The organism is Faecalibacterium sp. HTF-F (genome assembly GCF_023347535.1).
Taxonomy (GTDB): Bacteria; Bacillota; Clostridia; order Oscillospirales; family Ruminococcaceae; genus Faecalibacterium; species Faecalibacterium wellingii.
In genome coordinates this window covers 449,575-473,913 of sequence record NZ_CP094473.1, presented here as the reverse complement: position 1 = coordinate 473,913, position 24,339 = coordinate 449,575, and the positions used below count along the sequence as shown (strand labels likewise).

The 24,339-nt window shown below is 53.6% G+C and carries 23 protein-coding genes, 1 tRNA gene, 2 pseudogenes and 1 CRISPR repeat array; of the genes and pseudogenes, 15 read left to right on the top strand and 11 right to left on the bottom strand.

What is annotated here, in order from left to right; translation table 11 throughout:
* Positions 1–250: 250 nt before the first annotated feature.
* The 3 genes from MTP37_RS02240 to MTP37_RS02230 are packed head-to-tail and all read right to left on the bottom strand — an operon-like array spanning position 251 to position 3,326.
* Positions 251–1,696, bottom strand: coding sequence for a TM1812 family CRISPR-associated protein (locus MTP37_RS02240; protein WP_249238019.1), 1,446 nt, complete (start codon positions 1,694–1,696; stop codon positions 251–253).
* Position 1,697: 1 nt separating this feature from the next.
* Complete coding sequence (locus MTP37_RS02235) at positions 1,698–2,711, bottom strand: sigma-70 family RNA polymerase sigma factor (protein WP_249238018.1); 1,014 nt, start codon at positions 2,709–2,711, stop codon at positions 1,698–1,700.
* Positions 2,712–2,717: 6 nt separating this feature from the next.
* A complete protein-coding gene (locus MTP37_RS02230; RefSeq protein WP_249238017.1) occupies positions 2,718–3,326 on the bottom strand; it encodes a TM1812 family CRISPR-associated protein in 609 nt (202 codons plus the stop codon).
* A 154-nt stretch (positions 3,327–3,480) separates the two neighbouring features.
* Between MTP37_RS02230 and MTP37_RS02225 the strand changes: the two genes are divergently transcribed.
* The 10 genes and pseudogenes from MTP37_RS02225 to MTP37_RS02180 form a co-directional block, all read left to right on the top strand.
* A complete protein-coding gene (locus MTP37_RS02225) occupies positions 3,481–3,675 on the top strand; it encodes a hypothetical protein (RefSeq protein ID WP_249238016.1) in 195 nt (64 codons plus the stop codon).
* 71 nt (positions 3,676–3,746) lie between these two features.
* On the top strand, positions 3,747–4,115 hold the full coding sequence (locus MTP37_RS02220) for a hypothetical protein (protein WP_249238015.1): 369 nt from the start codon (positions 3,747–3,749) through the stop codon (positions 4,113–4,115).
* Between the two features lie 149 nt (positions 4,116–4,264).
* A CRISPR array of direct repeats spans positions 4,265–5,431; the repeat unit is 27 nt; unit sequence GTACCATCCCCGTAAGGGGGCGAAAAC.
* A 237-nt stretch (positions 5,432–5,668) separates the two neighbouring features.
* Positions 5,669–8,053 (top strand): type III-A CRISPR-associated protein Cas10/Csm1, encoded by a 2,385-nt coding sequence (gene cas10 / locus MTP37_RS02215; protein ID WP_249238014.1) that lies wholly within the window; start codon positions 5,669–5,671, stop codon positions 8,051–8,053.
* Positions 8,037–8,579, top strand: coding sequence for a type III-A CRISPR-associated protein Csm2 (gene csm2 / locus MTP37_RS02210; RefSeq protein WP_249238013.1), 543 nt, complete (start codon positions 8,037–8,039; stop codon positions 8,577–8,579). Before cas10 ends, csm2 begins: the two co-directional genes overlap by 17 nt.
* A gap of 4 nt (positions 8,580–8,583) precedes the next feature.
* Positions 8,584–9,249, top strand: coding sequence for a type III-A CRISPR-associated RAMP protein Csm3 (gene csm3, locus MTP37_RS02205; RefSeq protein WP_249238012.1), 666 nt, complete (start codon positions 8,584–8,586; stop codon positions 9,247–9,249).
* Positions 9,230–10,195 carry a type III-A CRISPR-associated RAMP protein Csm4 gene (gene csm4, locus MTP37_RS02200; protein ID WP_249238011.1) on the top strand — a complete coding sequence of 322 codons (966 nt, stop codon included), beginning with the start codon at positions 9,230–9,232 and terminating at the stop codon, positions 10,193–10,195. The genes csm3 and csm4 overlap by 20 nt, the downstream gene beginning before the upstream one ends.
* Complete coding sequence (gene csm5, locus MTP37_RS02195; protein ID WP_249238010.1) at positions 10,192–11,283, top strand: type III-A CRISPR-associated RAMP protein Csm5; 1,092 nt, start codon at positions 10,192–10,194, stop codon at positions 11,281–11,283. The genes csm4 and csm5 overlap by 4 nt, the downstream gene beginning before the upstream one ends.
* The gene (gene cas6 / locus MTP37_RS02190; RefSeq protein ID WP_249238009.1) at positions 11,280–12,035 is read left to right on the top strand and encodes a CRISPR system precrRNA processing endoribonuclease RAMP protein Cas6; all 756 of its coding nucleotides are present in this window, start codon (positions 11,280–11,282) and stop codon (positions 12,033–12,035) included. Before csm5 ends, cas6 begins: the two co-directional genes overlap by 4 nt.
* Before the next feature lie 55 nt (positions 12,036–12,090).
* Positions 12,091–12,408, top strand: a pseudogene (locus tag MTP37_RS02185) (NgoFVII family restriction endonuclease); the annotation flags it as partial.
* Positions 12,404–12,802: pseudogene (locus tag MTP37_RS02180) on the top strand (DUF932 domain-containing protein); the annotation flags it as partial. The pseudogenes MTP37_RS02185 and MTP37_RS02180, both read left to right, overlap by 5 nt.
* A 201-nt stretch (positions 12,803–13,003) precedes the next feature.
* On the opposite strand, the gene MTP37_RS02175 reads toward MTP37_RS02180, so the two are convergent.
* The 5 genes from MTP37_RS02175 to MTP37_RS02155 form a co-directional block, all read right to left on the bottom strand.
* Entirely contained in the window at positions 13,004–13,663 is a 660-nt protein-coding gene (locus tag MTP37_RS02175; RefSeq protein WP_249238007.1) for a helix-turn-helix domain-containing protein, read from the bottom strand.
* Positions 13,644–14,183, bottom strand: a complete 540-nt coding sequence (locus MTP37_RS02170; protein ID WP_256469129.1) for a DUF3990 domain-containing protein — start codon at positions 14,181–14,183, stop codon at positions 13,644–13,646. The genes MTP37_RS02175 and MTP37_RS02170 overlap by 20 nt, the downstream gene beginning before the upstream one ends.
* A gap of 16 nt (positions 14,184–14,199) precedes the next feature.
* The gene (locus MTP37_RS02165; protein WP_249238005.1) at positions 14,200–15,339 is read right to left on the bottom strand and encodes an XRE family transcriptional regulator; all 1,140 of its coding nucleotides are present in this window, start codon (positions 15,337–15,339) and stop codon (positions 14,200–14,202) included.
* A gap of 666 nt (positions 15,340–16,005) precedes the next feature.
* Positions 16,006–18,741: an AAA domain-containing protein gene (locus tag MTP37_RS02160; RefSeq protein ID WP_249238004.1), complete on the bottom strand. Its 2,736-nt coding sequence runs from the start codon at positions 18,739–18,741 to the stop codon at positions 16,006–16,008.
* 172 nt (positions 18,742–18,913) lie between these two features.
* Positions 18,914–18,990 (bottom strand) — tRNA-Val (locus MTP37_RS02155).
* A 179-nt stretch (positions 18,991–19,169) separates the two neighbouring features.
* Here MTP37_RS02155 and MTP37_RS02150 point away from each other — a divergent pair.
* Complete coding sequence (locus tag MTP37_RS02150) at positions 19,170–19,337, top strand: FeoB-associated Cys-rich membrane protein (protein ID WP_249238003.1); 168 nt, start codon at positions 19,170–19,172, stop codon at positions 19,335–19,337.
* A 134-nt stretch (positions 19,338–19,471) separates the two neighbouring features.
* On the opposite strand, the gene MTP37_RS02145 is transcribed toward MTP37_RS02150, so the two are convergent.
* Together MTP37_RS02145 and MTP37_RS02140 are read right to left on the bottom strand one after the other, a co-directional pair.
* Positions 19,472–19,783 (bottom strand): hypothetical protein, encoded by a 312-nt coding sequence (locus MTP37_RS02145; RefSeq protein WP_249238002.1) that lies wholly within the window; start codon positions 19,781–19,783, stop codon positions 19,472–19,474.
* Positions 19,761–20,042 carry a helix-turn-helix domain-containing protein gene (locus MTP37_RS02140; RefSeq protein WP_249238001.1) on the bottom strand — a complete coding sequence of 94 codons (282 nt, stop codon included), beginning with the start codon at positions 20,040–20,042 and terminating at the stop codon, positions 19,761–19,763. The genes MTP37_RS02145 and MTP37_RS02140 overlap by 23 nt, the downstream gene beginning before the upstream one ends.
* Positions 20,043–20,236: 194 nt before the next feature.
* On the opposite strand from MTP37_RS02140, the gene MTP37_RS02135 reads away from it, so the two are divergent.
* The 4 genes from MTP37_RS02135 to MTP37_RS02120 are packed head-to-tail and all read left to right on the top strand — an operon-like array spanning position 20,237 to position 22,735.
* Complete coding sequence (locus tag MTP37_RS02135) at positions 20,237–20,854, top strand: LexA family protein (RefSeq protein ID WP_249238000.1); 618 nt, start codon at positions 20,237–20,239, stop codon at positions 20,852–20,854.
* 48 nt (positions 20,855–20,902) lie between these two features.
* On the top strand, positions 20,903–21,121 hold the full coding sequence (locus MTP37_RS02130) for an aspartate dehydrogenase (RefSeq protein WP_249237999.1): 219 nt from the start codon (positions 20,903–20,905) through the stop codon (positions 21,119–21,121).
* 12 nt (positions 21,122–21,133) lie between these two features.
* The gene (tsaA, locus tag MTP37_RS02125; protein WP_249237998.1) at positions 21,134–21,832 is read left to right on the top strand and encodes a tRNA (N6-threonylcarbamoyladenosine(37)-N6)-methyltransferase TrmO; all 699 of its coding nucleotides are present in this window, start codon (positions 21,134–21,136) and stop codon (positions 21,830–21,832) included.
* A gap of 12 nt (positions 21,833–21,844) precedes the next feature.
* Positions 21,845–22,735: a LysR family transcriptional regulator gene (locus MTP37_RS02120; protein ID WP_249237997.1), complete on the top strand. Its 891-nt coding sequence runs from the start codon at positions 21,845–21,847 to the stop codon at positions 22,733–22,735.
* A 417-nt stretch (positions 22,736–23,152) separates the two neighbouring features.
* On the opposite strand, the gene MTP37_RS02115 is transcribed toward MTP37_RS02120, so the two are convergent.
* Positions 23,153–24,268: an ABC transporter ATP-binding protein gene (locus tag MTP37_RS02115; protein WP_249237996.1), complete on the bottom strand. Its 1,116-nt coding sequence runs from the start codon at positions 24,266–24,268 to the stop codon at positions 23,153–23,155.
* Positions 24,269–24,339 lie beyond the last annotated feature (71 nt).

The following is a 24,339-nucleotide window of genomic DNA, read 5'->3' as shown; positions in this document are numbered from 1 at the left end:
ACGGCGTAAGCCGTGACTGAGAGGGTTCTCCCCGCAAGGGGACGGAAACCTCTTTTTATTAGTGGGTGGATGAACCTTACACTATATTGCACTTTATCCCCGCAAGGGGACGGAAACTCATCGCGGAAAAACTCGTTCCAGATTTTGACGTATGCTCATTGCAACTTATCCCCCCAAGGGGACAAAAAAGCACCTCTGCCACTGGCGTTTGCCAGCAGCGGAGGTGCTTTGCTTTTTCCTATATTCTATTTTACAGGTTGGGAGCTGCGCCTGACGGAATCGTCTTTGTGACAGGCAACGCCTTGACGCCCTGCGGGATGTTCCGCTTCAAGGGGCGGATCTCATGCAGGTAGACGGTGATCTTTCGCAGGGTCTCTTCAATGCTCTCGGTATCCAGCGGCAGAACGCGATCGCTCAACAGGCCCAAGTCACTGTCGCTGGCGTGATTGATCTGGTTGCGGTACTTCACCACGCGCTGGTAGAGCAGGGCAGCCTGCTCCAGCTGCGGGCGGATGGCAGGGTCGATGGCCAGTTGGTCAGAGGCAAGCACCATATCCAGATAATCGTGCATTTCTGCGGCATTTGCTACGCCAAGCAGCATATTGCCGCCCGCATCATCTTTACTTTTGATCAGGCGCAAATCGGTTGTGCAAATTTCTTTCAATTTTCCATTCTGCAACAATGCCAACCAGCAAAAATGGAAATGGAACAGCGGGTACACCCACGGCTTGCCCTCGTTCTGCTTCTGATCTGCCAGATAGTCCCAGCCTCTTTCAGTGGGCTGCACAAAGAGATGCTGGCAGACATATTCCGGCATCTGCTCGCACAGCAGGGTCAGCGCCTGCTGGTACATCCCGTACTTGGCGCACCAGCTCACCAGTGCAGGCAGCGCCTTTTCGCCGGAGGAAAGCAGCTCTGCAAACTCGGTGTTGAAACGGTCTTTCAGCAGCCGGAAGAACAGGTCGGTCAGGTTCTGGCTCTTCTTGGGCGGTTCTTTCAGCGCCTGAGCGATCTGGTTCAAATCGTCGTTCAGCTTGCGCACCCGGCACAGCGCCAGGTCATCCGAGAACTGGTTGATGCGGGTCAGCAGCGTGTGCAGCACCGGGTCTTTTTCGCCCTCGCTCCACAGATAGCTCTTCAGCTTTTGCGCGGTGCCGGTGGAGAAGAACTCGTCCATGGCGGTAACAAAGTCGAACAGATCATACAGCTGGGTGCGGTCGTGCGCGACAGGCTCTTCCCCGCGCAGCTCCGCATAGATCACCCGGCGGGTCTGCACACCGCGCAGGTCCCGCATACAGCGGGCAGCGGTCACCAGCAACATGGCAGTGTCCCGCATACCGCCGGAAAGGTCGATGGAAAGGGTGTCCTCTTTTTCGATCTTGTCCAGCAGCTGCGAGATGGCCTGAAACTGCTTTTTCTCGTCATCCATGCTGTCCGGCACTTCGATCACCACCAGCCGCTCTGCCGGGATGCCCACCCTGCGCAACGCATCGCGGAAATATTCCAGCGTGGTGCAGGTGCTGCCGTCCGGCATTTCCACCACAGCTTTTTTGCGCACCGTCTCGCTGCACAGTGCCAGAATGCAGTCCGGGGTCTCCTTTTCCTTTATCAGATACCGCACCGCGCCCTCGTTGGTCTGGGTCTTGTAGTTCGGGTTTTTCGGGCTCATATATAAAAGTAAAACATCGCGTCCCATCTTATCCATCCTCCTGTTCCGTTTTCATCTGCACCAGTTTTTGCTGCCATGTTTTGCGCCGCTGCGACACCGCCGCCCGGCTCACACCGAGAAACTCTGCCACGGTCTTATCCTGCGCCGGGTTGCGCTCCGGGTCCAGCAGGGCGTGGAGCGCGGCGCATTCCAGCGCTTCGGGCGCATAGGGCGGCTGAACGGTAAATTCCACATACCGGTGCAGCAGCAGGATATCCCACAGGCAGTTGTCCTGTTCCAGCGGACGCAGATCATCGCAGTTTGCCAGCCGCGCGGGTGCATCCTCTGCCGGAGGCAGCGCGTCATTGTTGCGCAGAAAGCCCATCAGCACGCTGCTCCACAACGGGCCAGCTGTCTTGCCGTATTTTTCCTTCTGCTGCAGGTTCATCAGCCCTATGCCGCGGTGCAGCCATGCCAGCATTTCACTGCTCTGCTCCACCTTTTCTTCCACGCTTTTTTCTTGGGAAACCACCCGGTCACCCAGCGCCGAATCCTCTCCGCCAGTGTCGTCCAGACTGAGCACCGACTGCTTACTGCGCAGTGCTTCCCGCAGGGTCTTTACACCCACCCCAACAATATCGGCGATCACCTGTTCCTTTTCCGGGTCACGGCAGAGCACACTCTCTGTAATTCCGTTCTTTTCCATGTACTCCAGCGCTTTTTTGATTTTTCGGTTCGTCTCGCGTCCGAACCCCGTCACAGCCATTTCTTCCTGCTGCTGGTCGTGTGCCTGTGCATGACGGACAGCGGTGCGCAGATACATACTGAAGGTCTGCCCGGGTTTCGGTTCCCAAAGATCAAACGCATCCAGAAACGCCTTGCAGAAATCCACGCTGTTCCATGCATCCTCTCCCCTTCCGGGAGTCTGTGCGGTCAGAAAGCATTCCGCCCAGAACGTGCGGAACCGTTCATCATTGGCATCGTGCAGCTTTTTGCGCTGTTCCGGCGGCAGCTGCAGCAGCGGCGAAGCATCAATGTCCGCCCATGTTTTCACATCATTCATCGCTGCTCAGTCCTCCCGGTGCTCGTTCATCCAGATCAGCTGATGGAACACTTGTTCGGCGGTCCTGCTGTCGCGCATGGTACCTACCAGCCCGGAAAGCTGATACAGTGCCGCCATATCGTAAAGCCGCGCGCTGAGCACCTGCCCGTTTTCCCGCTTGACCTCGCCATAATACACACCGCCTACTTCCAGCTCCGTATGGGTAGCTTCAGCGCAGGTCAATGCCGTCAGCGTGACCACCGGGATGCTCTTGGATCCGTAAGTGATGCAGGCATACACCCGGGTGACCTGCGGCAGGGCATCCACCAGATCCCGGCACAGGCCGATCAGTGTTTCCGGACACTGATCCTCCGGCAGGTCGATCTGCCGCACCTGATGTTCCGCAATGCCCAGCTGTGCCAGCTCTTCCAGCAGGCGCTGATAATTGCGGGCGGTATCGGCATTTTCCTGCCGGATGGCCAGCAGCTGCACCGTGTCCCCGGGTTCAAGGGTATCCCGCATCACCTGCACGATGGGAAAACAGGTAGCCGTGGGGGCCTCTGCCCGCTCCCGCTGGTACAGCATAGGGTCCAGCTTTCCCTGCAAAGGCACGGTGGTGATATAAGTCTTCAGCACAGGGCAACACTCCTTTTTATAAGATCCATTATCTGCATCATATCATAAAAAGACCGCTGCTACAATGGCTTAAAAAATTTATGCAGATTTATTTTTTTACGCCTTAACTGCGCCCCTGCCATGGGCTTCTGGTAGGTGAAAGGAGGTGAAAAACATGTTTGAGCTGATCTCTACTCTGGGCTGTGCCGCAGCCGGTGCCGTCGCAGGCGCCGTGAAGGGTGCCTCCATCGGCATCGCCGTGGGCGGCCCTGTCGGTGCCATTGCCGGCACCATCCCCTGCGCCATCGTTGGCGGCGTTACCGGCGCTCTGGCCGGCAACAACGTTGGCCACCGCATCGACGAGCGGTGAGCCCCGCGCCAGCACTCCCGTCCGTTTTGTGCGGACGGGAGTCTTTTATAAAGAACCAGGAGGTACACGCTATGTTCATCAACTTTTCCAACCACCCCTACGCCCTGTGGAGCGCCGAGCAGCAGGCGGCGGCGCAGCGCTACGGCACGGTGGTCGATCTTGCGTTTCCCGCCATCGACCCCGCCGCCGACGAGGCCGCACTGGACTCCCTTGCCACGGTATACGCCGACCACATCCTGCACCTTGACCCGGACGCCGTGCTCTGTCAGGGCGAGTGCACCTTTGTGTACCGGGTAGTCCAGCGTCTGGAAGCCGCGGGCATCCCCACGCTGGCCGCCTGCTCCCGCCGCAAGAGTCAGGAGACCACCTACCCGGACGGCAGCACCCTGAAGCGCAGCATCTTCGCCTTTGCAGGCTTCCGCCGCTATGGCTCGCCCTGAAAGAGGGTTTTCTTTCTATCCTCCACGGCACAATAATGATTCAGGATTTATCGTTGTCCTTTTCGCGCGGTTTCACTTTATTCCAATAAAGTGAATAGTTTTCAGGCATTCAGCTCTTCCATTTTACGATCTTCTGTGATATATTTAGTGTACCATCCCCGTAAGGGGGCGAAAACGAACTCATACAAAGTTTTAGCCATAGTAAAGTAGTACCATCCCCGTAAGGGGGCGAAAACTATCTTTGAGGTAGAAGTCCGCATCGTCATGCAGTACCATCCCCGTAAGGGGGCGAAAACGCCGTTCGTGATTGCATCATGAAAACTGTAGAAGTACCATCCCCGTAAGGGGGCGAAAACTTCCGCATAGTCATAGTACTTCACCATATAATAGTACCATCCCCGTAAGGGGGCGAAAACTTGTGCATTCGGTGTGGTCTTACTAATTGCCTTGTACCATCCCCGTAAGGGGGCGAAAACAAACCCAGCGTCTTAGCCGCTTGACTAACCCGCGTACCATCCCCGTAAGGGGGCGAAAACCCAGTCTACATTGTAGTATCTGAATCCGTTTTTGTACCATCCCCGTAAGGGGGCGAAAACTTCTTAGTGAAGTTAAACATAACGATTCCTTTCGTACCATCCCCGTAAGGGGGCGAAAACGAAATTCTTCATGTTGGATGCGAAGGTGTTGCGGTACCATCCCCGTAAGGGGGCGAAAACTTCTTGCACTTCTCGCTGAACTCATACAGCGTGGTACCATCCCCGTAAGGGGGCGAAAGCAGACCAGTGCGGGCCACCAACTCTCGCATAGACGTACCATCCCCGTAAGGGGGCGAAAACTCGAGTACCTTTTTTGCGTCCACGGGATACCGCGTACCATCCCCGTAAGGGGGCGAAAACTGAGCCTTTTCCAGGTTCTTGCGGCAACCTTCAGTACCATCCCCGTAAGGGGGCGAAAACTAGTTGCGAATTTCATTCTCAGTTCCTCTCTTTGTACCATCCCCGTAAGGGGGCGAAAACTTAACCACTAATGAGTGAGGATTAAACAGTCTAGTACCATCCCCGTAAGGGGGCGAAAACGAAGCCTGATACTCAGCGTTGATCTCTGCAGCTGTACCATCCCCGTAAGGGGGCGAAAGCTCCATAACTGGATATTTAGGCGTTGTCATTCGGATGCAATCCCCGTAAGGGGGCGAAAACATGCCCGGCACGCTGTAGATCGGCATTGGACGCGTACCATCCCCGTAAGGGGGCGAAAACCTGCTACCGGGCTTTTGGCTTTCTTCCCACCTAGTACCATCCCCGTAAGGGGACAAAAAACTCCGCACCAAACGATGCGGAGTTTTTCTTTTGCAAACCTTAACTTCTTGTTTTCCGTGGGCTGTCCCTCTATGAACGGAACGATTGCAGCTGCTGTGATATTTTCTCTGCCGCGGCTTTTACATAGCAACAAAATATGTTATAATAAAGCCAATTCCAAGCATCTCTTACAAAATTAACAAATACGCTTTCCGTTTATTGTGCAATTCTTCCACAATCCGTAAAGGAGATGGTATTTTGAACGTTCTCACCCTGCAGTCCACCTATGGCGGGCTGCTGCACGACACCGGCAAAGCGGTGTACCGTGCCGGTGGGCAGCGCGGCAGCCACAGTGAACAGGGCTACCAATTTTTGCACGGCGTTTTGTCCGGCGCAGACTGGGCCCCGGCGCTGGACTGTGTGCGCTACCACCACGCCGCCGCGCTGCGCGGTGCAGCAAAGGCGCTGCCAGCCGATTCCCCGGCCTATATCGTTTATCTGGCAGATGATCTTTCTGCCGCCGCAGACCGCCGGGAGGTCGAAGGCGAAAGCAGTTCCTTCCGGCGGGATCTTCCGCTGGACTCGGTGTTCACCCACCTGAACGGTTCCCACCCCGGTTGGATGATGCCTGCGCAGCCGCAGGACGGCAGCCTGAAGCTGCCACGGCCGCAGCAGCCGCTTTCCGCTTCCGTTTATGCAGATGCCGTGCGCAAGCTGAGCGAGTGTCTGCCGGATCTGCAGCCGCAGCCGGAGTGGATCAACTCGCTGCTGGGTCTGCTGGAAACGCAGTTCAGCTGTTTTCCGTCCAGCACCTTTACCGGCGAAAGCCCGGATGTCTCTCTGTTTGACCACGCCAAGACCACCGCAGCCATTGCGGCGTGCATCAGCGAATATGTGCAGGCAAACAACATCACCGACCTGCGCAAGGCACTTTTTGAGCAGGAGAAGGATTTTTGCCAGAAGGACGCTTTTCTGCTCTATACCGCTGATTTTTCCCGCATCCAGAAGTTTCTTTATACCGTCCATACCGAAAACGCCCTGCGCTCCCTGCGCAGCCGGTCGTTCTTTCTGGAGCTGCTCATGGAGCACTATCTGGACGAGCTTCTGGCCGGGTGCGGCGTGTCCCGCGCCAACCTGATCTACAGCGGCGGCGGACACTGCTATGTGCTGCTGCCCAACACTGCCGCTGTGGCCGATACCCTGACCCGGTGGAACCGGCAGTTCAACCGCTGGCTGCAGCAGCAGTTCGGCACCCAGCTGTTTCTGGCCAACGCATGGACACCCTGCTCCGGCAACGACCTGACCAATACCCCGGCTGAAAAAAGCCCCTACAAAGAGCTGTTCCGCCGGGTGAACCGGCTGCTGGAACAGCACAAATTCCACCGCTATACCGCAGAGGATCTGCGGCTGCTGAACAGCACCGCCGCTTACCCGGATGGCCGGGAATGCAAGGTGTGCGGCACCAGTGCCAACCTGAAGGATGATCTCTGCCCTTGGTGCAAACTGTTCGTAGATCTTTCCATTAAGATCCAGAACAAGCGCGTTCTGGTGGTAAGCCGTCAGCCCTCGGCTGCCGATGACTGTACGCTGCCTGCACTGGACGGCGGCAGCGAATATCTGTCCCTGACGGATCAGTTCTCTGCCCGCAAACGGCTGGCTTCCGGCGAGCCTGTCGCGCGTGTATATACCAAAAATGCACCGTTCACCGGCCTTACTTACAGCACCAACCTGTATGTGGGCGATTACGCCGCCAGCAACAGCATGGAAGAACTGGCAGGGCAGTCCGAGGGCGTGCGCCGCATTGCGGTCTGCCGTATGGATGTGGACAACCTCGGCCATGCCTTCATCTCCGGTTTTGAACAGGAAAACGAGAAAGACCCTGTCAAACGGATGCACTATGTTACCCTGTCCCGCGCCTCGGCGTTCTCCCGGCAGATGTCGCTGTTTTTCAAGTGCTACATCAACGGCATTCTAGAGGGCTTGCATGTAAGCATCGTCTATGCCGGCGGCGATGATGTATTCCTTGTGGGCGCATGGAACGATGTTCTGGAAGCAGCACAGCGCATCCAGCGTAATTTCACCGCATTTTCCTGCGGAGCACTGACCCTCAGCGCAGGCATCGGCATCTTTGATGACCATTACCCCATCCGGCTTTCCGCCGAGGAAACTGCCGCGCTGGAAGAATCGGCCAAGCATCTGCCCGGCAAAAATGCAGTGGCACTGTTTACGCCGGAGCGCAAAGCAGTCCGGGATGCAAAGGGCAATCTGCTGGTGCAGCCGGAGCAGGGACATATCTATGCGTGGGATGTATTCCGTACAAAGGTCCTGACCGAAAAGGTCGGCTGCCTGCAAAGCTTCTTCGGCAAGGATAACGCTGAGCATGGAAACGCCATGCTCTACAATCTTCTGGCACTGCTGCGGGAAGCAGAAAACGACCGCATCAACCTTGCACGGTACGCTTACCTGCTGGCGCGGCTTTCCCCCAAAAAGAATGCACCAGGTTATAAACTTTACGAGCAATTCTCTCACAGCATGATGGATTGGGCATTGGATGCCGTACAGCGTCACCAGCTCATCACCGCAATTTATATTTATGTCTATCAGAACAGAAAGGGTGGCGACACAGATGGCAGGATTGAATGATAATGGCCGCAGCTATGGCGGCGGTGGCTATAACAACAACCGGAGCGGATATAGCAACAGCTACAACGGAAACCGCAGCAGTTCCGGCAGCTATAACAGCCGTAGCAGCTATGGGCAGCAGAAAGAGCTGCCGCCGGAGATCACGCCGAAAAAGGTGCCGGAAGATTATGTAGACGAAGCCGAGCGTATTATGCGCAGCCTCATGAGCCAGCCCAAAAAAGTGACCACTAGCAAGATTCGCAACCTGCTGAGCCTTGTGACAGATATCTATAACGAGGAAAACATCCGCACCGAGGAGAAACTGCGACCCGAAAGTGTGGTCAAGCTCAACCTGATGCGGGTCCGGGTGGCTTACGAGTGTGGACGTGACAATCGTGATGATACTGTAAAGACCTTTGTAAAGCAGACAAACCTGCTGGAATACCTCAAAGGCATTTCCGATGACCGTGCGGACCTGATCCGCTTTGCACACTACATGGAAGCGCTGGTCGCTTTCCACTGCTACTTTAGCGGCAAGGAGGGGTAATCATATGTATGGAAAAATTCTGATCCGGTGCGATCTGGAAGTGCGCACCGGTATGCACATCGGCGGTTCCTCTGCCTTTTCTGCCATTGGTGCTGTGGACAGCCCGGTGGTGCGTGACCCCTATACCGGTTATCCCATCGTACCCGGCAGCAGTCTGAAAGGCAAACTGCGCACCCTGCTGGCCCGCAGCACCTGTCAGGATATCGAACACATGCCTGCTTTCGACAAGGACGACGAGCGCATTCTGCGTCTGTTCGGTTCCTCGGAGCCGGTGCGCCGTTCCCGCCTGCAGTTTGCGGATGCCTTTTTGTCCAATGTAAAAGAGCTTTCCAATGTGGGTGTGACCGAGGTCAAGACCGAAAACGCAATTTCCCGTGCCAACTCTGTGGCCAATCCCCGCCAGATCGAACGTGTGATCGCCGGTGCAAAGTTCGGTGTCAGCATCATTTACGATGTGACCGACCCGGCACAGGTCGAGGAAGATCTTTCTCTTCTGGCCAAAGGCATGAAGCTGCTGCAGATGGATTATCTGGGCGGCCATGGTTCCCGCGGCAGCGGCCGTGTCAGCCTGAAAAACTTTGCGCTGGAAGGCTATGGCGCGCAGGCGGATCTCAGCCGCCTGAAATCCCTCTTTGATGAGGTGGATAGTTATGAACTATTTTCTGTTTAAGCTTCAATTTGACACAGCTGTTCATTTTGGAGGGGCCGACTCTGCATTGTCGCTTTATACCTCCGAAGAAACCCTGCGGGCAGATACCCTGTTTTCTGCCCTCTGCCATGAGACCCTCGTCCAGCACGGAGAAGAAGCCTTAGAACAGCTTTGTGCGCAGGTCCGGCAGGGAAAATTCCTGCTCAGCGATACAATGCCCTGGTATGGCGAAACGTTTTACCTGCCAAAGCCCATTGCCGCGTCAGAATCCACCGAGGAGGTAGAAACCACCCTGCGTAAAAAGGTAAAAAAGCTAGCCTGGATCCCTGTGTTGGAATTTGACCGCTACGCCAGAAGCCTGCATGAAGGTCATTTTACCCCTGACGAGCAACCGGAAAGTTTTGGCACCCACTATGAGCAGACCAAGGCAGCCGTTCCCATGCAGGGGGATACCATGCCGTATCAGGTTGGACTGTTCCGTTTTGCGCCGGACTGCGGACTGTATTTCATCTGCGGATTTACCGAAGATGGTCAGGATGAAGATCTGGAGTATCTGCTGGATTGGCTGGGCGCTACCGGCATCGGCGGCAAAGTCAGCTCTGGTTATGGAAAGTTCCATGTTGTAGACAAGATTTATCTGAACGAACCTTTTGACGATCAGACGGAGTGGATGTATCATGCACTTTCTTCCGAGCATGCTCCTTATCTGCTGCTGAGTACCAGCCTGCCGCAGACAGATGAACTGGATCATGCATTAGAGGGTGCCTCCTTCCAGCTGGTGCGCCGCAGCGGCTTCATGGCATCCGATCGTGTGGAAACTCCACTGAAGAAAAAAACGCAGTATGCCCTTTCGGCAGGATCTGTCCTGCAAAATCGTTATCAGGGTGCTTTGTATGATGTTGGTTTGTCGGATGTGCATCCGGTATACCGCTATTCCAAGCCAATCTTTATGGGGGTGACATTATGATTCAGCAGGATCATCTGCAGATCTTTGACCTTACTCTGAATGTATGGGCACCTCTGTTTGTTGGCAACGGCAGCAGCTATACCAAAAAAGAGTACATGTACAACACCCGCAATGGCAAAGTCTCCTTTCTGGACGAGCAAAAATTTTTCAGTTTTCTGGTCGAGCACGATCTGGTGGACAAGTACGGACAGTTTATGCTTAGCGAGCAGTCCAATCTCTGGGCCTTTCTGACCAAAGACTGCGGCATTTCCGATGCAGAACTGAAAACGCTGACGCGCTATCAGATCGAGGTGGGGGACGCCCTGGATGCGGAGCACTCGCTGAAAGAGATCCATGCTTTCCAGCGTGATGCGCAAGGTCATGCCTACATTCCCGGCAGCAGCATCAAGGGTGCGCTGCGTACCGCATGGCTGCTGAGTGCGGTATTGGCTGACCGCAGCACCGGACACAGCCTTGAACAAAACCGCCGAGCCGCCTTTCCGGAAGAGAAATATGTCAACCAGCTGCATCTGCATGGAAGCATCGCTTCGGACGCCGTCAACAGCATTTTCCGTGGCATTCAGGTCTCCGACAGTGCCCCCATCCCGGATGCGCAGATGGTCCTTGTCGGAAAATTTGATGCACTTGTGAACGGTTCCTTTGCGAAGGGCAGTAATCGCGGCATCCCCATGTGTCGGGAATGCGCCGCGTCCGGCACTAAGGTCCGCTTCAAGCTGACGCTGGATCAGTCGGTGCTGAAGGGGCGCATTACCAAAGAGTCCCTTCTGGAGGCCATTCAGCAGTTTGATACTTATTACGAGCAGACGTATAGCAGGCACTTCACCCCGCCGAGCGGTGCCGTCAACCTGCCGCAGCAGCCACACCTGATCCTGGGCGGCGGCTCCGGCTTTTTTGCCAAGTCGCTGGCGTACCCCTATCTGGGTGAAGAAGAGGGACTGCGCTGGACGGCAGAACAAATGAAGCAAATGTTCCGCAACCACAAGCATGAGCGTGATGCCGAAAATGGCATTTCCCCGCACACCATGAAATATGCTCGTTTTCGTGGTCGGCTTTATCCCTATGGATATTGCGGGGTGAGTATCTTATGATCCAGCAGATTCAACTGGTTTTATCTCCGCCCAATGATGTGCGGATTCCCCAGTCGTGGTCCTATCGTCTGTATGGCTGGCTGATGTCACAGATTTCTTCTGAATTTGGAGAGCAGATGCATCTGCAAGGGGAACACCCCCTTGCGCATTTTCTATGTTTTTCGCCGGAAAAACAGTCTTTGATCTGGACGGTCAACCTGCTGAATGACGCTGCTCGACAGGTAGTTTTCCCCGTTTTGGAATCTGCAAAGGAAATCCCTCTGCATGAATTGACACTCCCGGTTTCAGAGGTCCGCACCTTTCCGGCAATCTCCGCTGAAGAGCTGATCCGTTCTGGGCGCTCCCGCAGCGAAACCCGTGCCAAAATTGCTTTTCTGTCGCCTTGCGCCTTCAAGCAGTCCGGCCGCTATGCTATTTTCCCGCAGGAAACTCTGCTTTTGCAAAGTCTGATTGCGCATTGGAACGCTGCCTTTCCAGAATATGCCCTTATCGATTCTGATGCACTGCAGGCTTTACAGCAAGGGCTTCATATTGTGGATTATAATCTCCATACCACACGTTATCTGCTGAAAGAAACGCGCATTCCAGCCTTTCAAGGCAATGTGACCATCGAGGCGCGCCTTGCGCCGCCGCTTCTGGAACTTTGGAATGCGTTGCTCTCTTTTGCATCCCATGGCGGAGTTGGCATCAAAACCACTCTTGGAATGGGAGGCGCTGCTACGGATTTTTATAAAAAAACACCCGTTATATAAGCCTCATTGCTATCGAGAGACTGTTGCACTGCATCAGTCTCTTTTTATTGTGGCATCATACTATCATCTTGACCCGCGTGCGATTTACAGCAAAAAGGTCTGCTTCAGCAGACTGTGCGTCCGCGCAGGGGCGGCATCCGATTTTGCAGAACCTTTGGAAGAACCTATGACCAAAGCCCTTGCACGCTTTGCAGTCGTGGATTCCCGCAGGTGGATCCGTTTTTTGCTGGGGCTTCTGCCGAAATTGGATAACACCGACTTTGCAGCCCTGCCGCCGGTAGAGCAGCGGATGCTGCAGATGTTCTATGTGACCCTCTGGGGCAAAACTGCAGAAAGCTGGGAGGATGAAGAAGTTCTCGATAACCTGTATGCCCGCAAATGTTGAAACGATGTTCTCTGTCCGTGAGACCCCTTGGCACGGCCTTGGCCGTATCATCATGGATGCCCCTGCAAGCCGTGAAGCCTTGGAGCTGGCTGGTCTGGATTGGCAGGTGGAGAGCCGCAATATCTATTCCGGCACGGGTGCTATGATCCCCGGCTATCGCGCAAATGTCCGCAGCACCGATGATGTTGTTCTGGGTGTGGTATCCGACCGCTACCGCATTGTGCAGAACGAAGAAGCATTTCAGTTCACCGATGACCTGCTGGGTGAAGGTGTTACTTACGAAACTGCCGGTTCTTTGCAGGGCGGCAAGAAGGTCTGGATGCTGGCAAGGCTTCCGAGGAAATATCTTATCGCTGGAGATCAGGTAGTACCATATCTTGTGATCCATCTCCATCCGAAAGCGACCCAGATGATCGAAGCCTTTGATAAGGCCAATCAGCTGGTCAATGATGAAGTTCTGACCACAACGAAGGCATAACAACTTCAAAGAGAAAAGCTGCCGATCTGTGAGAATTTTTCTCTCATGGATGGCAGCTTTCTTTTTTTGTTTGCACAATCTGTGTCAGGTCTCATCGCTTCATTCTTATTTAAAATTCAGCGGTGGAACTTTCTCCATCAGATCCTCCACGTCGCAATTCAGCGCACGCGCAAGGCGAAGCAGCGTTTCTGCTTGTGCTTTGTTGATGTCCTTCTGTCGCTGTTCGTACTGCTGGATGGTACGCACAGACACATCAGCCTGTCCTGCTAGTTCCGACTGGCTCAATCCGGCCAATGTGCGCATGGCTTTCAGGTTTGTTTCCGGCTTTGCCACACGGTACAACTCGTTCATCTTGTCTGCAAACTGCCGTACATCCATCTCGTGGTAGGGCGTATACAGCAGCCGCACTTTCGTGATAGACACTGCCTGTTCAATCTCCGCAAAGCACAAACTGGTCAGCCACTGGTAATAGGCAAGAGCCCAGCCTGTCCAGTATTCCGGGCTGCGGTCGTAGGCATACGAGGGTTTCTGCATAGGTACGACTTCGCCCGCCTGCTCCAGTACAGCGCGGGCAAGTTCTACACCGGACAAGCCCACCAACACAGAACAATCCCCCTGTTCAAACCGAAAAGCCATCTTACTGATAAGAAACCACTGCCATGCCGTCTCCAACGGATAATGCAGATCGTTGACAAGATAATCCAACATCCGGGCAAGATTTTTCTGTGCAGCAGAAAGATAGCTTTTATCGTAAGCGTGGATCATTGGGCTTCATCTCCTCGTCGAGAATCGTGGTAATATAAAGGTCTCCCCTCTGACGGCGGTTGCGCTCCACGTCAAAATATTGGCGGCGGGCTGTCTGGTCACGGAAGGCCTTTTTCTTATACCATTCTTTAGAGTCTGCGGTCTCATAGCCGAGAAATTCCAGCTGTTCAAAGGCCGCTTTGCTTTTCAGCACGAACTGCTGCCCCAGTTTGCCCAAGCGCATGGCATTGCACAACTGGCGGTAAGAGATTGCACCGTTGATAAAATCAGATGCAAAGGAAAAATAGCTGTCATCTGCCCTGTAGCCAATGATGATATCTGCAGACTTATAGTCGAGGTGAAAAGTGTTCATCAGGTATTCTTTGGCTTCTGCGGCCAGCGGGGCAGAAGTATCGAATTCGCGGTTCTCCAAAAGAATTATCAGCCAATGCAGCATCGTGTAACCGGGAGCGTTCAAATCCAGAATGGTCAAACCGTCGCATTCGATTTTATACCGGTTAGCGTAGCCATTGTGGCCGATGCCAACGCCCCACTTTTTACCCTAAAAGCACTCTTGCTCTGCGCTGTACCTCTTTTTCGATCATCTTCAAGCGATTTGGCGGCAGATTATAACGTGTCGCTCTGCGGTCAAAATGGAAATCCAGCAGCTTATGGAGCATTGCACGGTGACGAGGTTTCATTGCACTCTTTGCAGCTGCAAAAAAATCATCGTATGCAAGCGGAAGCAGTGTGCGGGCATATTCATCAAACGCTTTCTGGTTGTCCCAAAGATCCGTTCCGCCCAAACTGAACAGCGAGTTTCCGTGGTCAAACAGCGGTGCGGGTGCCGCAATCGTGTTGGTCTTATTATCCACCAACACGCCAAAGTTTCCATAGTGGCGGTCTGTATTGCAGATGATCGCATCAAAGACCAGCATATCTTCCAGTGCATCCACAAAGGTCTGGCCTAGTGTCTGATAATACGCAAAAATTGCTTTTATTCCACCTTTGGACACAAGCTGTCCGATGGGAATATAAGAATACTCTTTGCTGGTGAACAGCTCACACTTGGAACAAAGCGTCTTTTTCAGATCTTTTGTCAGGGTGTAGCGAATTGCATTTACACCCATTGCCTGCGCAACTTGATAGGCGTACAGTTCCGAGTACGGTTCAAACCCCAGATTGCTGAACCCTGACGTACCCCCTTTATAAAGGTAGATTTTTCCGTTTTGTCTGCGCCAGCATTTTGGCAGCATCCCGTTAGTCGAGAACTCCGGGCAGGACGCAAGCGAAGTTCGTATGCTGCTGCCATATCCTGTAAAGGCAATTGCGGCCAGCACCTGACTGAATCGGTTATCGTAAAGATTTACTTTTTCAAAGGTGTCACCGGAACCCTCTGCATCTACCCAAAAGCAATCATTGAGTGAAAGACCTTTATTGGCTGCAATAATTCCCAGCGGTCGATTCAAAGAAAGCCCCACCTTAGAGAGCAGAGCATCTACATACGCTCGGTTCTTCGGAATTGTGCGATGCCGCAGCCAGCGTTCTACACCATCTTCTGATACAGTCAGGTTCAAAGGTAAAAAGGAACGGTTTTCTTCGTAGACCTTTATAATATGGAGGTCCGTATCTGCACTGTCCATGTTTGCTTCAAAGGTAAGCAGTGGCAAATCAAAATGCCGGATGGTGTAGCGCACAGCGATTTCTCCTTTTATCCATGATCTTTTCTTTATTATACGGCATCAGAATCCGAATGAAAAGCACCACCGTCATTCTGCACAAAATTCGATGATAAAATTTTATACCCAAAAATCTGCAAAAATCGGGTTTACGGAGCCATTTTGCCGTTCCTCTCCGAATTTTGTTACAGATCTGCTACAAACGACTGAAAGAGGGCTTAAAGATTTCAAACCATTCTCTGACCAGCTGGACTTTTGAGCATCATCCCCGGTAGACATTCCTGACCGTTGGAATCCGCGCACGAATCAAAGCAACGGGTTGCGTTTGCTGATTTTTCTTCAGCCCCTTGGCAGGGCTTTGAAAAATCAGAACGCGGCCCCAACAACTCCTCCCTGTTTCAGCCGCAGGCTGCGGTCGTCGTTGCTGCTGCTAGGGCTTTGATTGCCCCGCCTGCGGCGCGGCCGTGCTGTTCGAGTCCCTAATTCTCTATACACCAACATAAGTCCGCGTATAACACAAAAAGAAAAGCCACTAACTTCTGTTAGTGGCTTTTACATGGTGGAGAATTGTCCACAGCACTCGAACCTAAAACCTCTTCACGGGTGACCGTTTTGGCATCGTCCGTGAAGTTGAAATTGAGCACGACCCGGTCATCAAAGACGTAGACCGAGTTGACAAAGGTATCAATGATCTGCCGCTGGTGTTTCACATTCTTTTAAAGCAGCACGAATCTTCTCCTTCTCATTACTGCCATCTGTACGAAGCCGCAGCAACGGGATGCCGCATTTTTCGAGGATTCGATTCTTTTTTTCATCCCGTATGGATTGTTGGCTTCCTGGCCGATGAAAACTTGTTCCATCCACTTCGATTGCCAAAATAGGTAGCTTATCCATTTTATAAAACATCAGAAAGTCAACATGAGTTGACAAATTCCGGGCATACCGAGTCTCTTCCTTCGTCAACTGGCTGTAATCTCTGATTAATGTTGCGAGCGAAACATGTACAGCGCAGCCAATGGAGGAAAACAATTTATCTGATAAAATCTCTTGAATCACAGAGTACATAAGGTTCTCCGAGTCATACTCAGATATTCGTTTGCGTTTTCTCAAATATGCTTTGCGCTGTTCAGCATATCCTTGATATAACAAATCAAACACGGAGTAGACCTGACTTTGAATAACGGCAAAGTTGTTGTATTCGATGTACCGTGTCAAATCACCGTAGTTTGTACGGTCATTGCGAGGGTCTTGTGATGTGACAACGGTAAGCGAGTGGATTGCCCGAGAAACTGCCACGTTTAGCATATGTGGGTCATCCACAAAATCCGTAATTATATTGTCAACGGAGGTCAAAATAATAGCATCCTGTTCACGTCCTTGGAATTTATGGACTGTATCTACTTCATAGTAGCCTCCAAGTTGTTTCCGAATGGCAGCGGCTTGATCTCGATATGGCGTGATAATCCCGATGCTTTGATAATTCTGCCGACGGAGTTGCGGGAGAATTTCTTGCTGAATGACATCAATCTGACGTTGGTTGATGTGCCCACGTGCGTGGTTTCCGGCGGCTGTTCGATACATAGTCAACACATCTGGTTCATCATTGTCCTCCGTCATTATAATCAGTTGACCAGCATAGAATTTCTGGTTGCAGAAGTTGATGATCTTAGGATGACAGCGATAATGTTCCCGAAGCAGCGTGACCGGGGCAGTTGGCCATGTCTCCAATGCAGAAGAGAGCAGGCTGTGTGTGGAAAAGTGATAGCGTTCAGCCAGAGAATAGGTCTGCCATATCGTTTCACTTCGTTGAATATCTGCCTCAGACAAGACATTGGGCAATTGATTCAAGTCCCCTACAATCACAATGTTTCGTGCACAGGAAAATGCCAGAACAGCCGTAGTTAAATCGACTTGGGATGCTTCATCTATGATGAGGTAATCGTAAACATAGTCTAAACTTAGTGTCCCCTTTATCGAATACGTTGTGCTGAGAATCACAGGGTACTCATGCGTAAATTCGTCTGAATTTCGGCGAAAGTCATTGCTTTCAAATCGTCTGCGGTTAGTTTTCCATTCATATTTCGCTGCCAGTTCTGCTTTGAATAGTTGAAATGATTTTTGCGTCAATTCATTCATTTTCTCGTCAAAAGCATATTGCCGCAGCTTGAGTGTAAGTTTCTGCCTTTCGTTTTCCAACTCCCGTCTTTTGGTAAGATAGAACAGGTTCTGCAAATAAGGAATTACCAACTCGGGTGTGTTTACAAATAGTTTGATTGCATCACGATTAAACCGAAATATAATGGACAGTTTTTGTAAAAGACCCAGCCGCTTTTTCTGCTCTATAAAATGTTCAAATTCCAGCCAGAGCTCCAATATTTTTTGAGATGAGAAGCAATCTAAATTGACTATTGGCTCTTCGTGATAGGTAGAATAATATTCCTTAAAATAGTGCTCTTCCGGATTCAACTGTAAAAGCTCCTGCTCAATTCTCGCAATACGATTTTTTGCAGTGAGCATTAGATTTAATTCTTGTGAAAGTGCTGTAATTTCTTGTTCCAACTGCTGCCGTTCGTCCGGCGGCAGTTCCCACTCCTCCATATTCGGATAAATACCTGACTGATCTGCAAGAAATTTCTGTTTGTTTGACAGACTTCCCAAAAATGCTGTTAAGAACGAAATGCCTTTCTTTTCTAGCTTTTCTGCAATATTATGAGTTGCTGAATTGTTGTTGGAAACAACTGCAACGGTTTTCTTGTCTCGAACAACATTTGCAATAATATTTAGAATCGTTTGCGTCTTACCTGTTCCGGGAGGGCCTTGAATAATGCTGATTTTGGACGAGAGAGCCTGCTCTACTGCCTTTTTTTGGCTTTGATTAAGTCCAAAGGGATAAATTATCGTTGAGGGACTCTCCGACATGGTTTGGCTCTTCTGTGGGTCAAGATAATTCGCTAGCACAGTGTCATCACTGACCTTGGAAATTTTACTATACTGCAAACGTAAAATATTGAGTCCGTTTTCTGTTACTAAACTAACGGCTTCAGCTGTTTCTGTAAAATAGCGGAAGACTTCTTTATTTTTGGTATCTGCCAAACAGTTTGGCTGAAGTTCCACATCATCTTTTGGAAAAGACAGTGGAAGTTTTTCGTCAAAAAGAATTCGATAATACGCTCCAAAATCTAAAATCGCTTGGACTGTATTAAGTTTCTTCCCCTTTGCGATTACAATAACACTATCTGGGTCAATTGTTTTTTGCAGTGAAAGCACCTTGACATTTCTGTCTTGAAAACGATAGGTCTTATTGGGGGTGCTAACATAGATTACTTCACACATTCCATTGCAGAATCGGAAGCTTGCAACACAATCTGTCTGGTCCTTGCCTTTGATAAGGATCATTTGATTTCGGGTATCTGTGTCCATATGGCATCGCTATCCTTCATTTATATACACTTGTTGAACGAAGCGTTATATATTTCCTACATGTTAAATCAGATGGCTGGCGGTCACCTGTTTTTTACGCTTAACTTCCTTTGCTGCCTAAATTCGTGAATAAAACGAAAAGGCCACTGGACAAATACCAGTGACCTACGTTTGGTGGAGAATTAGGGACTCGAACCCCAGACCCCCTGCGTGTGATGCAGGTGCTCTAACCAGCTGAGCTAATCCTCCATATTTTGTTTCGTGCGCTCCGAACTGGAACGTGATTATTATAGCACGGCCTTTGCCAAAATGCAAGCCCTAATTTTAAAAAAATCACACTTTTTCTTTTTACTTTCCGTTGCCCTTCGGGGCAAAATCGTGTATACTGGATTCGGAAACCTTTCCTTCCGGAAAAGAGGTACGAAAAAATGTTGACACTTCGTGGAATCATCACGCTGATCGTTCTGGTCATCCTGTTTGCACTGGCCGTTGTATGGATCTCCAAGCAGGGCGGCTGGAAGGGCGAAGGCTGCGGCGGCAACTGTGCATCCTGTCACAGCCGCTGCGAAAACCCGGACCACGGCAAAAAGCACTGAAATCCATTTCGCAAGCAGGGCGCGTCAAGGCAAAAAGCCGTTCCGGCGGTGCGCCCTGCGCATGGAACCGGTATCTCAACTTAAAATGCCCTCGGATGCTGCCTGCTGGCATGCTCCGGGGGCATTCGTATTCTTCAGCTGTCTGTTTCACGGTAGAACACGCCGCGCTCGGCCGCGTACACCGCTACGGTGCTCAGCAGGTCCTGCTGGGCTTTTTTATAGGTCGTGCGCCCGATGTGCAGCCGGTCCATGACATCATCCTCTGTGCGGTGCTGGACATAGCGCAGCTCAAACAGGTCGGCGCGCAGCGGGTCGTGCTGGCGGTAATAGGTCAGGCTCTCTTCGATCGCGGCGCACCAGCTGTGTTCCACCGGATTGCGCGCCCTCTGCCGCATCCCGTACCGATACAGCGCCAGCCGCGTTTTATTTCTCTGCTCGTTTGTCACACTCTCCCCTCCTTTTTTCATCCGCACGGCGCGCCAGCGCCTCGCGGCGGTTCTGCTCTTCAAAAAAGCAAAGGTCCCGCTCGTACATGCTCAGGCCCAACACTGCGCTGAGCCGTTCCGCTTCGTTCAGCTTGAACTGCGTGTGGCCCTGCAGTTTTTGTCCCAGCGCGTTGGGGCTGATCTGCATTGCCCGTGCCACATACTGCAGCTTGTAGCCGCTGGCACGAATGTACTCCCGGATCATCTCTGTATTTGCCATGTTCCTCTCTCCTTTTTGTATTTGCATCGGCGGGTAACAATCTTTGGTTGTAGTATATTCCTGTATTGATTTATTGTCAACACATTTTTCCAAATCCACCGAAAAAAGTTGATTTTAATGCAATTATCTGGTATACTGAGGGCAGCAGACCTTCACTTCAACAAACAACCATACGTTTACAAGAGAGGTTTTCCATGTCTGAATTATCCACCCGCCTGCGCCTGCGCCGCAAAGAGCTGGGCCTCTCGCAGGAGGAGCTTGCCCAGCGCATGGGCTACCGTTCCAAATCCTCCATCACAAAGCTGGAAAAGGGCGTCAACGACCTGCCGCAGGCCAAGCTCGAGGAGCTTGCTGCCGCGCTGGAGACCACTCCCGCCTACCTGCTGGGGCTGGATGCCCCCTGTCCGCCGCCGGGTTTTGAGCCGCTGCCTGCCATGGTGCGGGTCCCGCTGATCGGCTCCATCGCCTGCGGCACGCCCATCACCGCAGAACAGAACGTTGAACGCTATATCGGTGTTCCCGCCGCGTGGCGCGCCGACTTTGCCCTGACCTGCCACGGCAACAGCATGTCTCCCACCATCTGCGATGGGGATATCGTATGCATCCGCTGCCAGCCGGAGGTGGAGCAGGGCCAGATCGCAGCGGTGCGCATCGGCAGCGAGGCCACCCTCAAGCACTTCCATCGTCAGGGGAGCACCGTGATGCTCATTGCCGACAACGCTGCCGTCTGCCCGCCGATGGTCTACACCGGCCCGCAGCTGGAAGAACTGCACATCGAGGGCCGGGCCGTCGGCCTCTGCCGGGGGCTGTGAGCCGCCTGCAGTCTTTCAGGCACGTTTCATAAAAGAAGGAGGCTTCTCATGTTTTTCTCCCGCAAAAAGCCTGCCCATTCTTACGACCCCGCCACCCAGCAGCCCGCACTGCGGTGCAGCATCTGCACCGGGGAGCAGGTGGCCGGTTTCATCTCCCCGGATGGCCATTTTGAGGACGTTCAGCTCATTCGCACGCCTCAGGAACTGGACGCATTCCGGGCACAGTACGGCATCCCGCCGGAATGCCCCCTGAAAAAGATCTATTAAAAGGAGTTCGCCATGCCAACTGCACCCGAAGAGATGACCCTGAAGGTCATTGCACATATCCACACGGCCTTTCCCACCAAGTTCGGCATCCCACGCCAGAGCGGCCTTGTAGAGGAGCTGCGCGGCGAGGTGGTGTTCACACCGGAATACCGCAGCGTCGACGCGGTGCGCGGGCTGGAAGATTTCAGCCACATCTGGCTGGTGTGGCAGTTTTCCGGTGCAGTGCGGGACAGCTGGTCTCCCACCGTGCGCCCGCCCCGTCTGGGCGGCAACACCCGCATGGGCGTGTTCGCCACCCGGTCGCCCTTCCGGCCTAACCCGCTGGGCCTTTCCAGCGTGCGGCTGGAAGCCATTGAGCACCGGCCGGACGTGGGCCCGGTGCTCATCGTACGCGGGGCCGACCTGATGGACGGCACCCCCATCTACGACATCAAGCCTTATATCCCCTATGCCGACTGCCACCCGGACGCCGCCGAGGGTTTCACGGGGCAGACTCAGTCCCACCATCTGCAGGTAGCGTTCCCGCCGGAGCTGCTGGAACAGGTGCCGCAGGCCGACCGCGCCGCCCTGACCGGTGTACTGGCAAACGACCCGCGCCCCTCCTACCAGCACGACCCGCAGCGGGTGTACGGCATGGAGTTCGGCCCGCTGGAAGTCCACTTCACCGTGGACGGGGAGCTTCTGACCGTGACCGGCGTCTGCCGCCGTTGAGGGGGCCTGTCTATGGAACTGCGGAACATCAACACCTTTTTGCACATTGCAGAACTGCACAGCTTTTCCCGCACGGCCCGGCATCTGGGCTATTCCCAGTCTGCGGTATCCTCCCAGATCGCCCAGCTGGAGGCCGAGCTGGGGGCCCCGCTGTTCGACCGGGTGGGCAAGACGGTGCGGCTCACCGATGCAGGCCAGACCTTTCTGGGCTACGCCCGCACCCTGCTTGCCACGGCCCAGCAGGCACAGGCCGCGCTGCAGCCCGCAAAGCAGATCAGCGGCAGCCTGCGCATCGCGCTGGCGGATTCAGTCTGCTCCACCTTTCTGCCCGGGCTGCTCAAGCGCTACCATGCCCTGTGCCCGCAGGTGGAGCTGGTGCTGTGCACCACCACGGCAGACGGGATGCTGCAGATGCTGGGCACCAATCAGGTCGATCTGGCCTACACGCTGGATCAGCCCCTTTTGCAGCCGAACCTCGTTCTTGCCGCCGACGTGCCGGAACCGGTGTGCTTCATCGCGCCCTCCGGCCATCCGCTGGCCGGGCAGGCAGAGGTCTCGCTGGAAGAGCTGACGCAGCAGGAGTTTCTGCTCACCGAGCGGGGCATGAGCTACCGGGACGCGCTGGACCAGTGCCTTGCGGCCCGCGGGCTTGCCGTGCACCCGTATCTGGAGCTGGGCAGCGCCGCCCTGCTGTGCCAGATGGTGGAGCAGGGCATGGGGCTTTCCTTTTTGCCGGAGTACATCGTGCGTCCGGCGCTGGCCGCAGGGCACCTTGCCCGGCTGAGCGTGCCGGACTGTGCCGTGGAGATGCACCGCCAGCTGTTCTACCACCGGGACAAATGGCTCACCCCTCAGATGAAGGCTTTTATCGAGCTGGTGCTGGAAGATACCCAGGCAAAATGATGAAAAAAATAGTTTATAGTTTGGGCTCCCGGAGCGTCGGCAGATGTTCCGGGAGCCCATTTTCACGGGTAGGGCGAACCCTCTCAGGCGCTTACGCGCCAGCTCCCCCGAAGGGGGAGCTTTTAACGAGATTGCAAGCTTTGCGCTTCAGTCTGAAACTTTGCCGCCATGCCAAAGGCTCCCTCCCAGAGGGAGCTGGCAAAACCGTCAGGTTTTGACTGAGGGAGTTAAGCTCCCCCCTGATAGGAAAGACTTCCCCCGGCCGGGGGAAGATGTCACCGCAGGTGACAAAAGGGGGAATCTGGCATCGCGCAGCGATGACTGAGAGGGTCCCCAAACGAAAAACCGCCGAAGGTTTCTTTCCTTCGGCGGTTTCTCTTATGATAGGAGGATCAAAAATGATCGTCGCTAAAATGTTTAGTTCAGGATGGTCAGCTCGGTCTCGACGTCGAACAGGTGGACCTTGTGGGGATCGAATGCAACGCGGACGGTGTCTCCGTTGCGAGCCTTGGAGGTGGGAGCCACACGAGCGGTCATCTTGTTGCCCTTGTACTCCAGATACAGGTAGATCTCAGCGCCCATCATTTCGGAGACGTCCACCTGAGTATCCAGCTGGCAGTCAGCGTGCTTTGCCATAAACTCGGGCTCGTCGTCGATATCCTCGGGACGGATGCCCATCTTGATCTTCTTGCCGACGTAAGCATCCAGCTTGCCGTCTGCGGTCTTCTCCTTGGGCAGGGGGATCACGTCGCCGCCCAGGTCAACACCGTACAGGTCGCCCTTCTTGATCAGGGTGCCGTCCAGGAAGTTCATCTGGGGGCTGCCGATGAAGCCAGCAACGAACATGTTGCAGGGCATATCGTACAGGTTCTGCGGGGTATCGACCTGCTGGATGATGCCGTCCTTCATAACAACGATACGGTCGCCCATGGTCATAGCCTCGGTCTGGTCGTGGGTAACGTAGATGAAGGTGGTAGCCAGCTTCTTGTGCAGCTTGATGATCTCGGTGCGCATGGAGGTACGCAGCTTGGCATCCAGGTTGGACAGGGGCTCGTCCAGCAGGAAGACTGCCGGGTTACGAACCATTGCACGGCCCAGAGCAACACGCTGACGCTGACCACCGGACAGAGCCTTGGGCTTGCGGTCCAGCAGGTGCTCGATCTCCAGGATCTTGGCAGCCTCGTGCACGCGCTTGTCGATCTCGTCCTTCGGGGTCTTGCGCAGCTCCAGACCGAAAGCGATGTTCTTGTAAACGGTCATGTGGGGGTACAGAGCGTAGCTCTGGAACACCATGGCGATATCACGATCCTTCGGGGGAACGTCGTTGATCAGACGGCCGCCGATGTACATTTCGCCCTTGGAGATCTCCTCCAGACCGGCGATCATACGCAGGGTGGTGGACTTGCCGCAGCCAGAGGGGCCGACGAAGATGATGAACTCCTTATCCTGGATCTCCAGGTTGAAGTCGGTAACGGACGGGGCAGTTGCGCCCGGGTAGATCTTGTAGATGTGCTGGCAGCTGATGGAAGCCATAAGCGTTATCCTCCGTTTGATATTTTGTATTTCACGCACTTGACGGCGTGTTGTTTCGTTGGTACTATAAT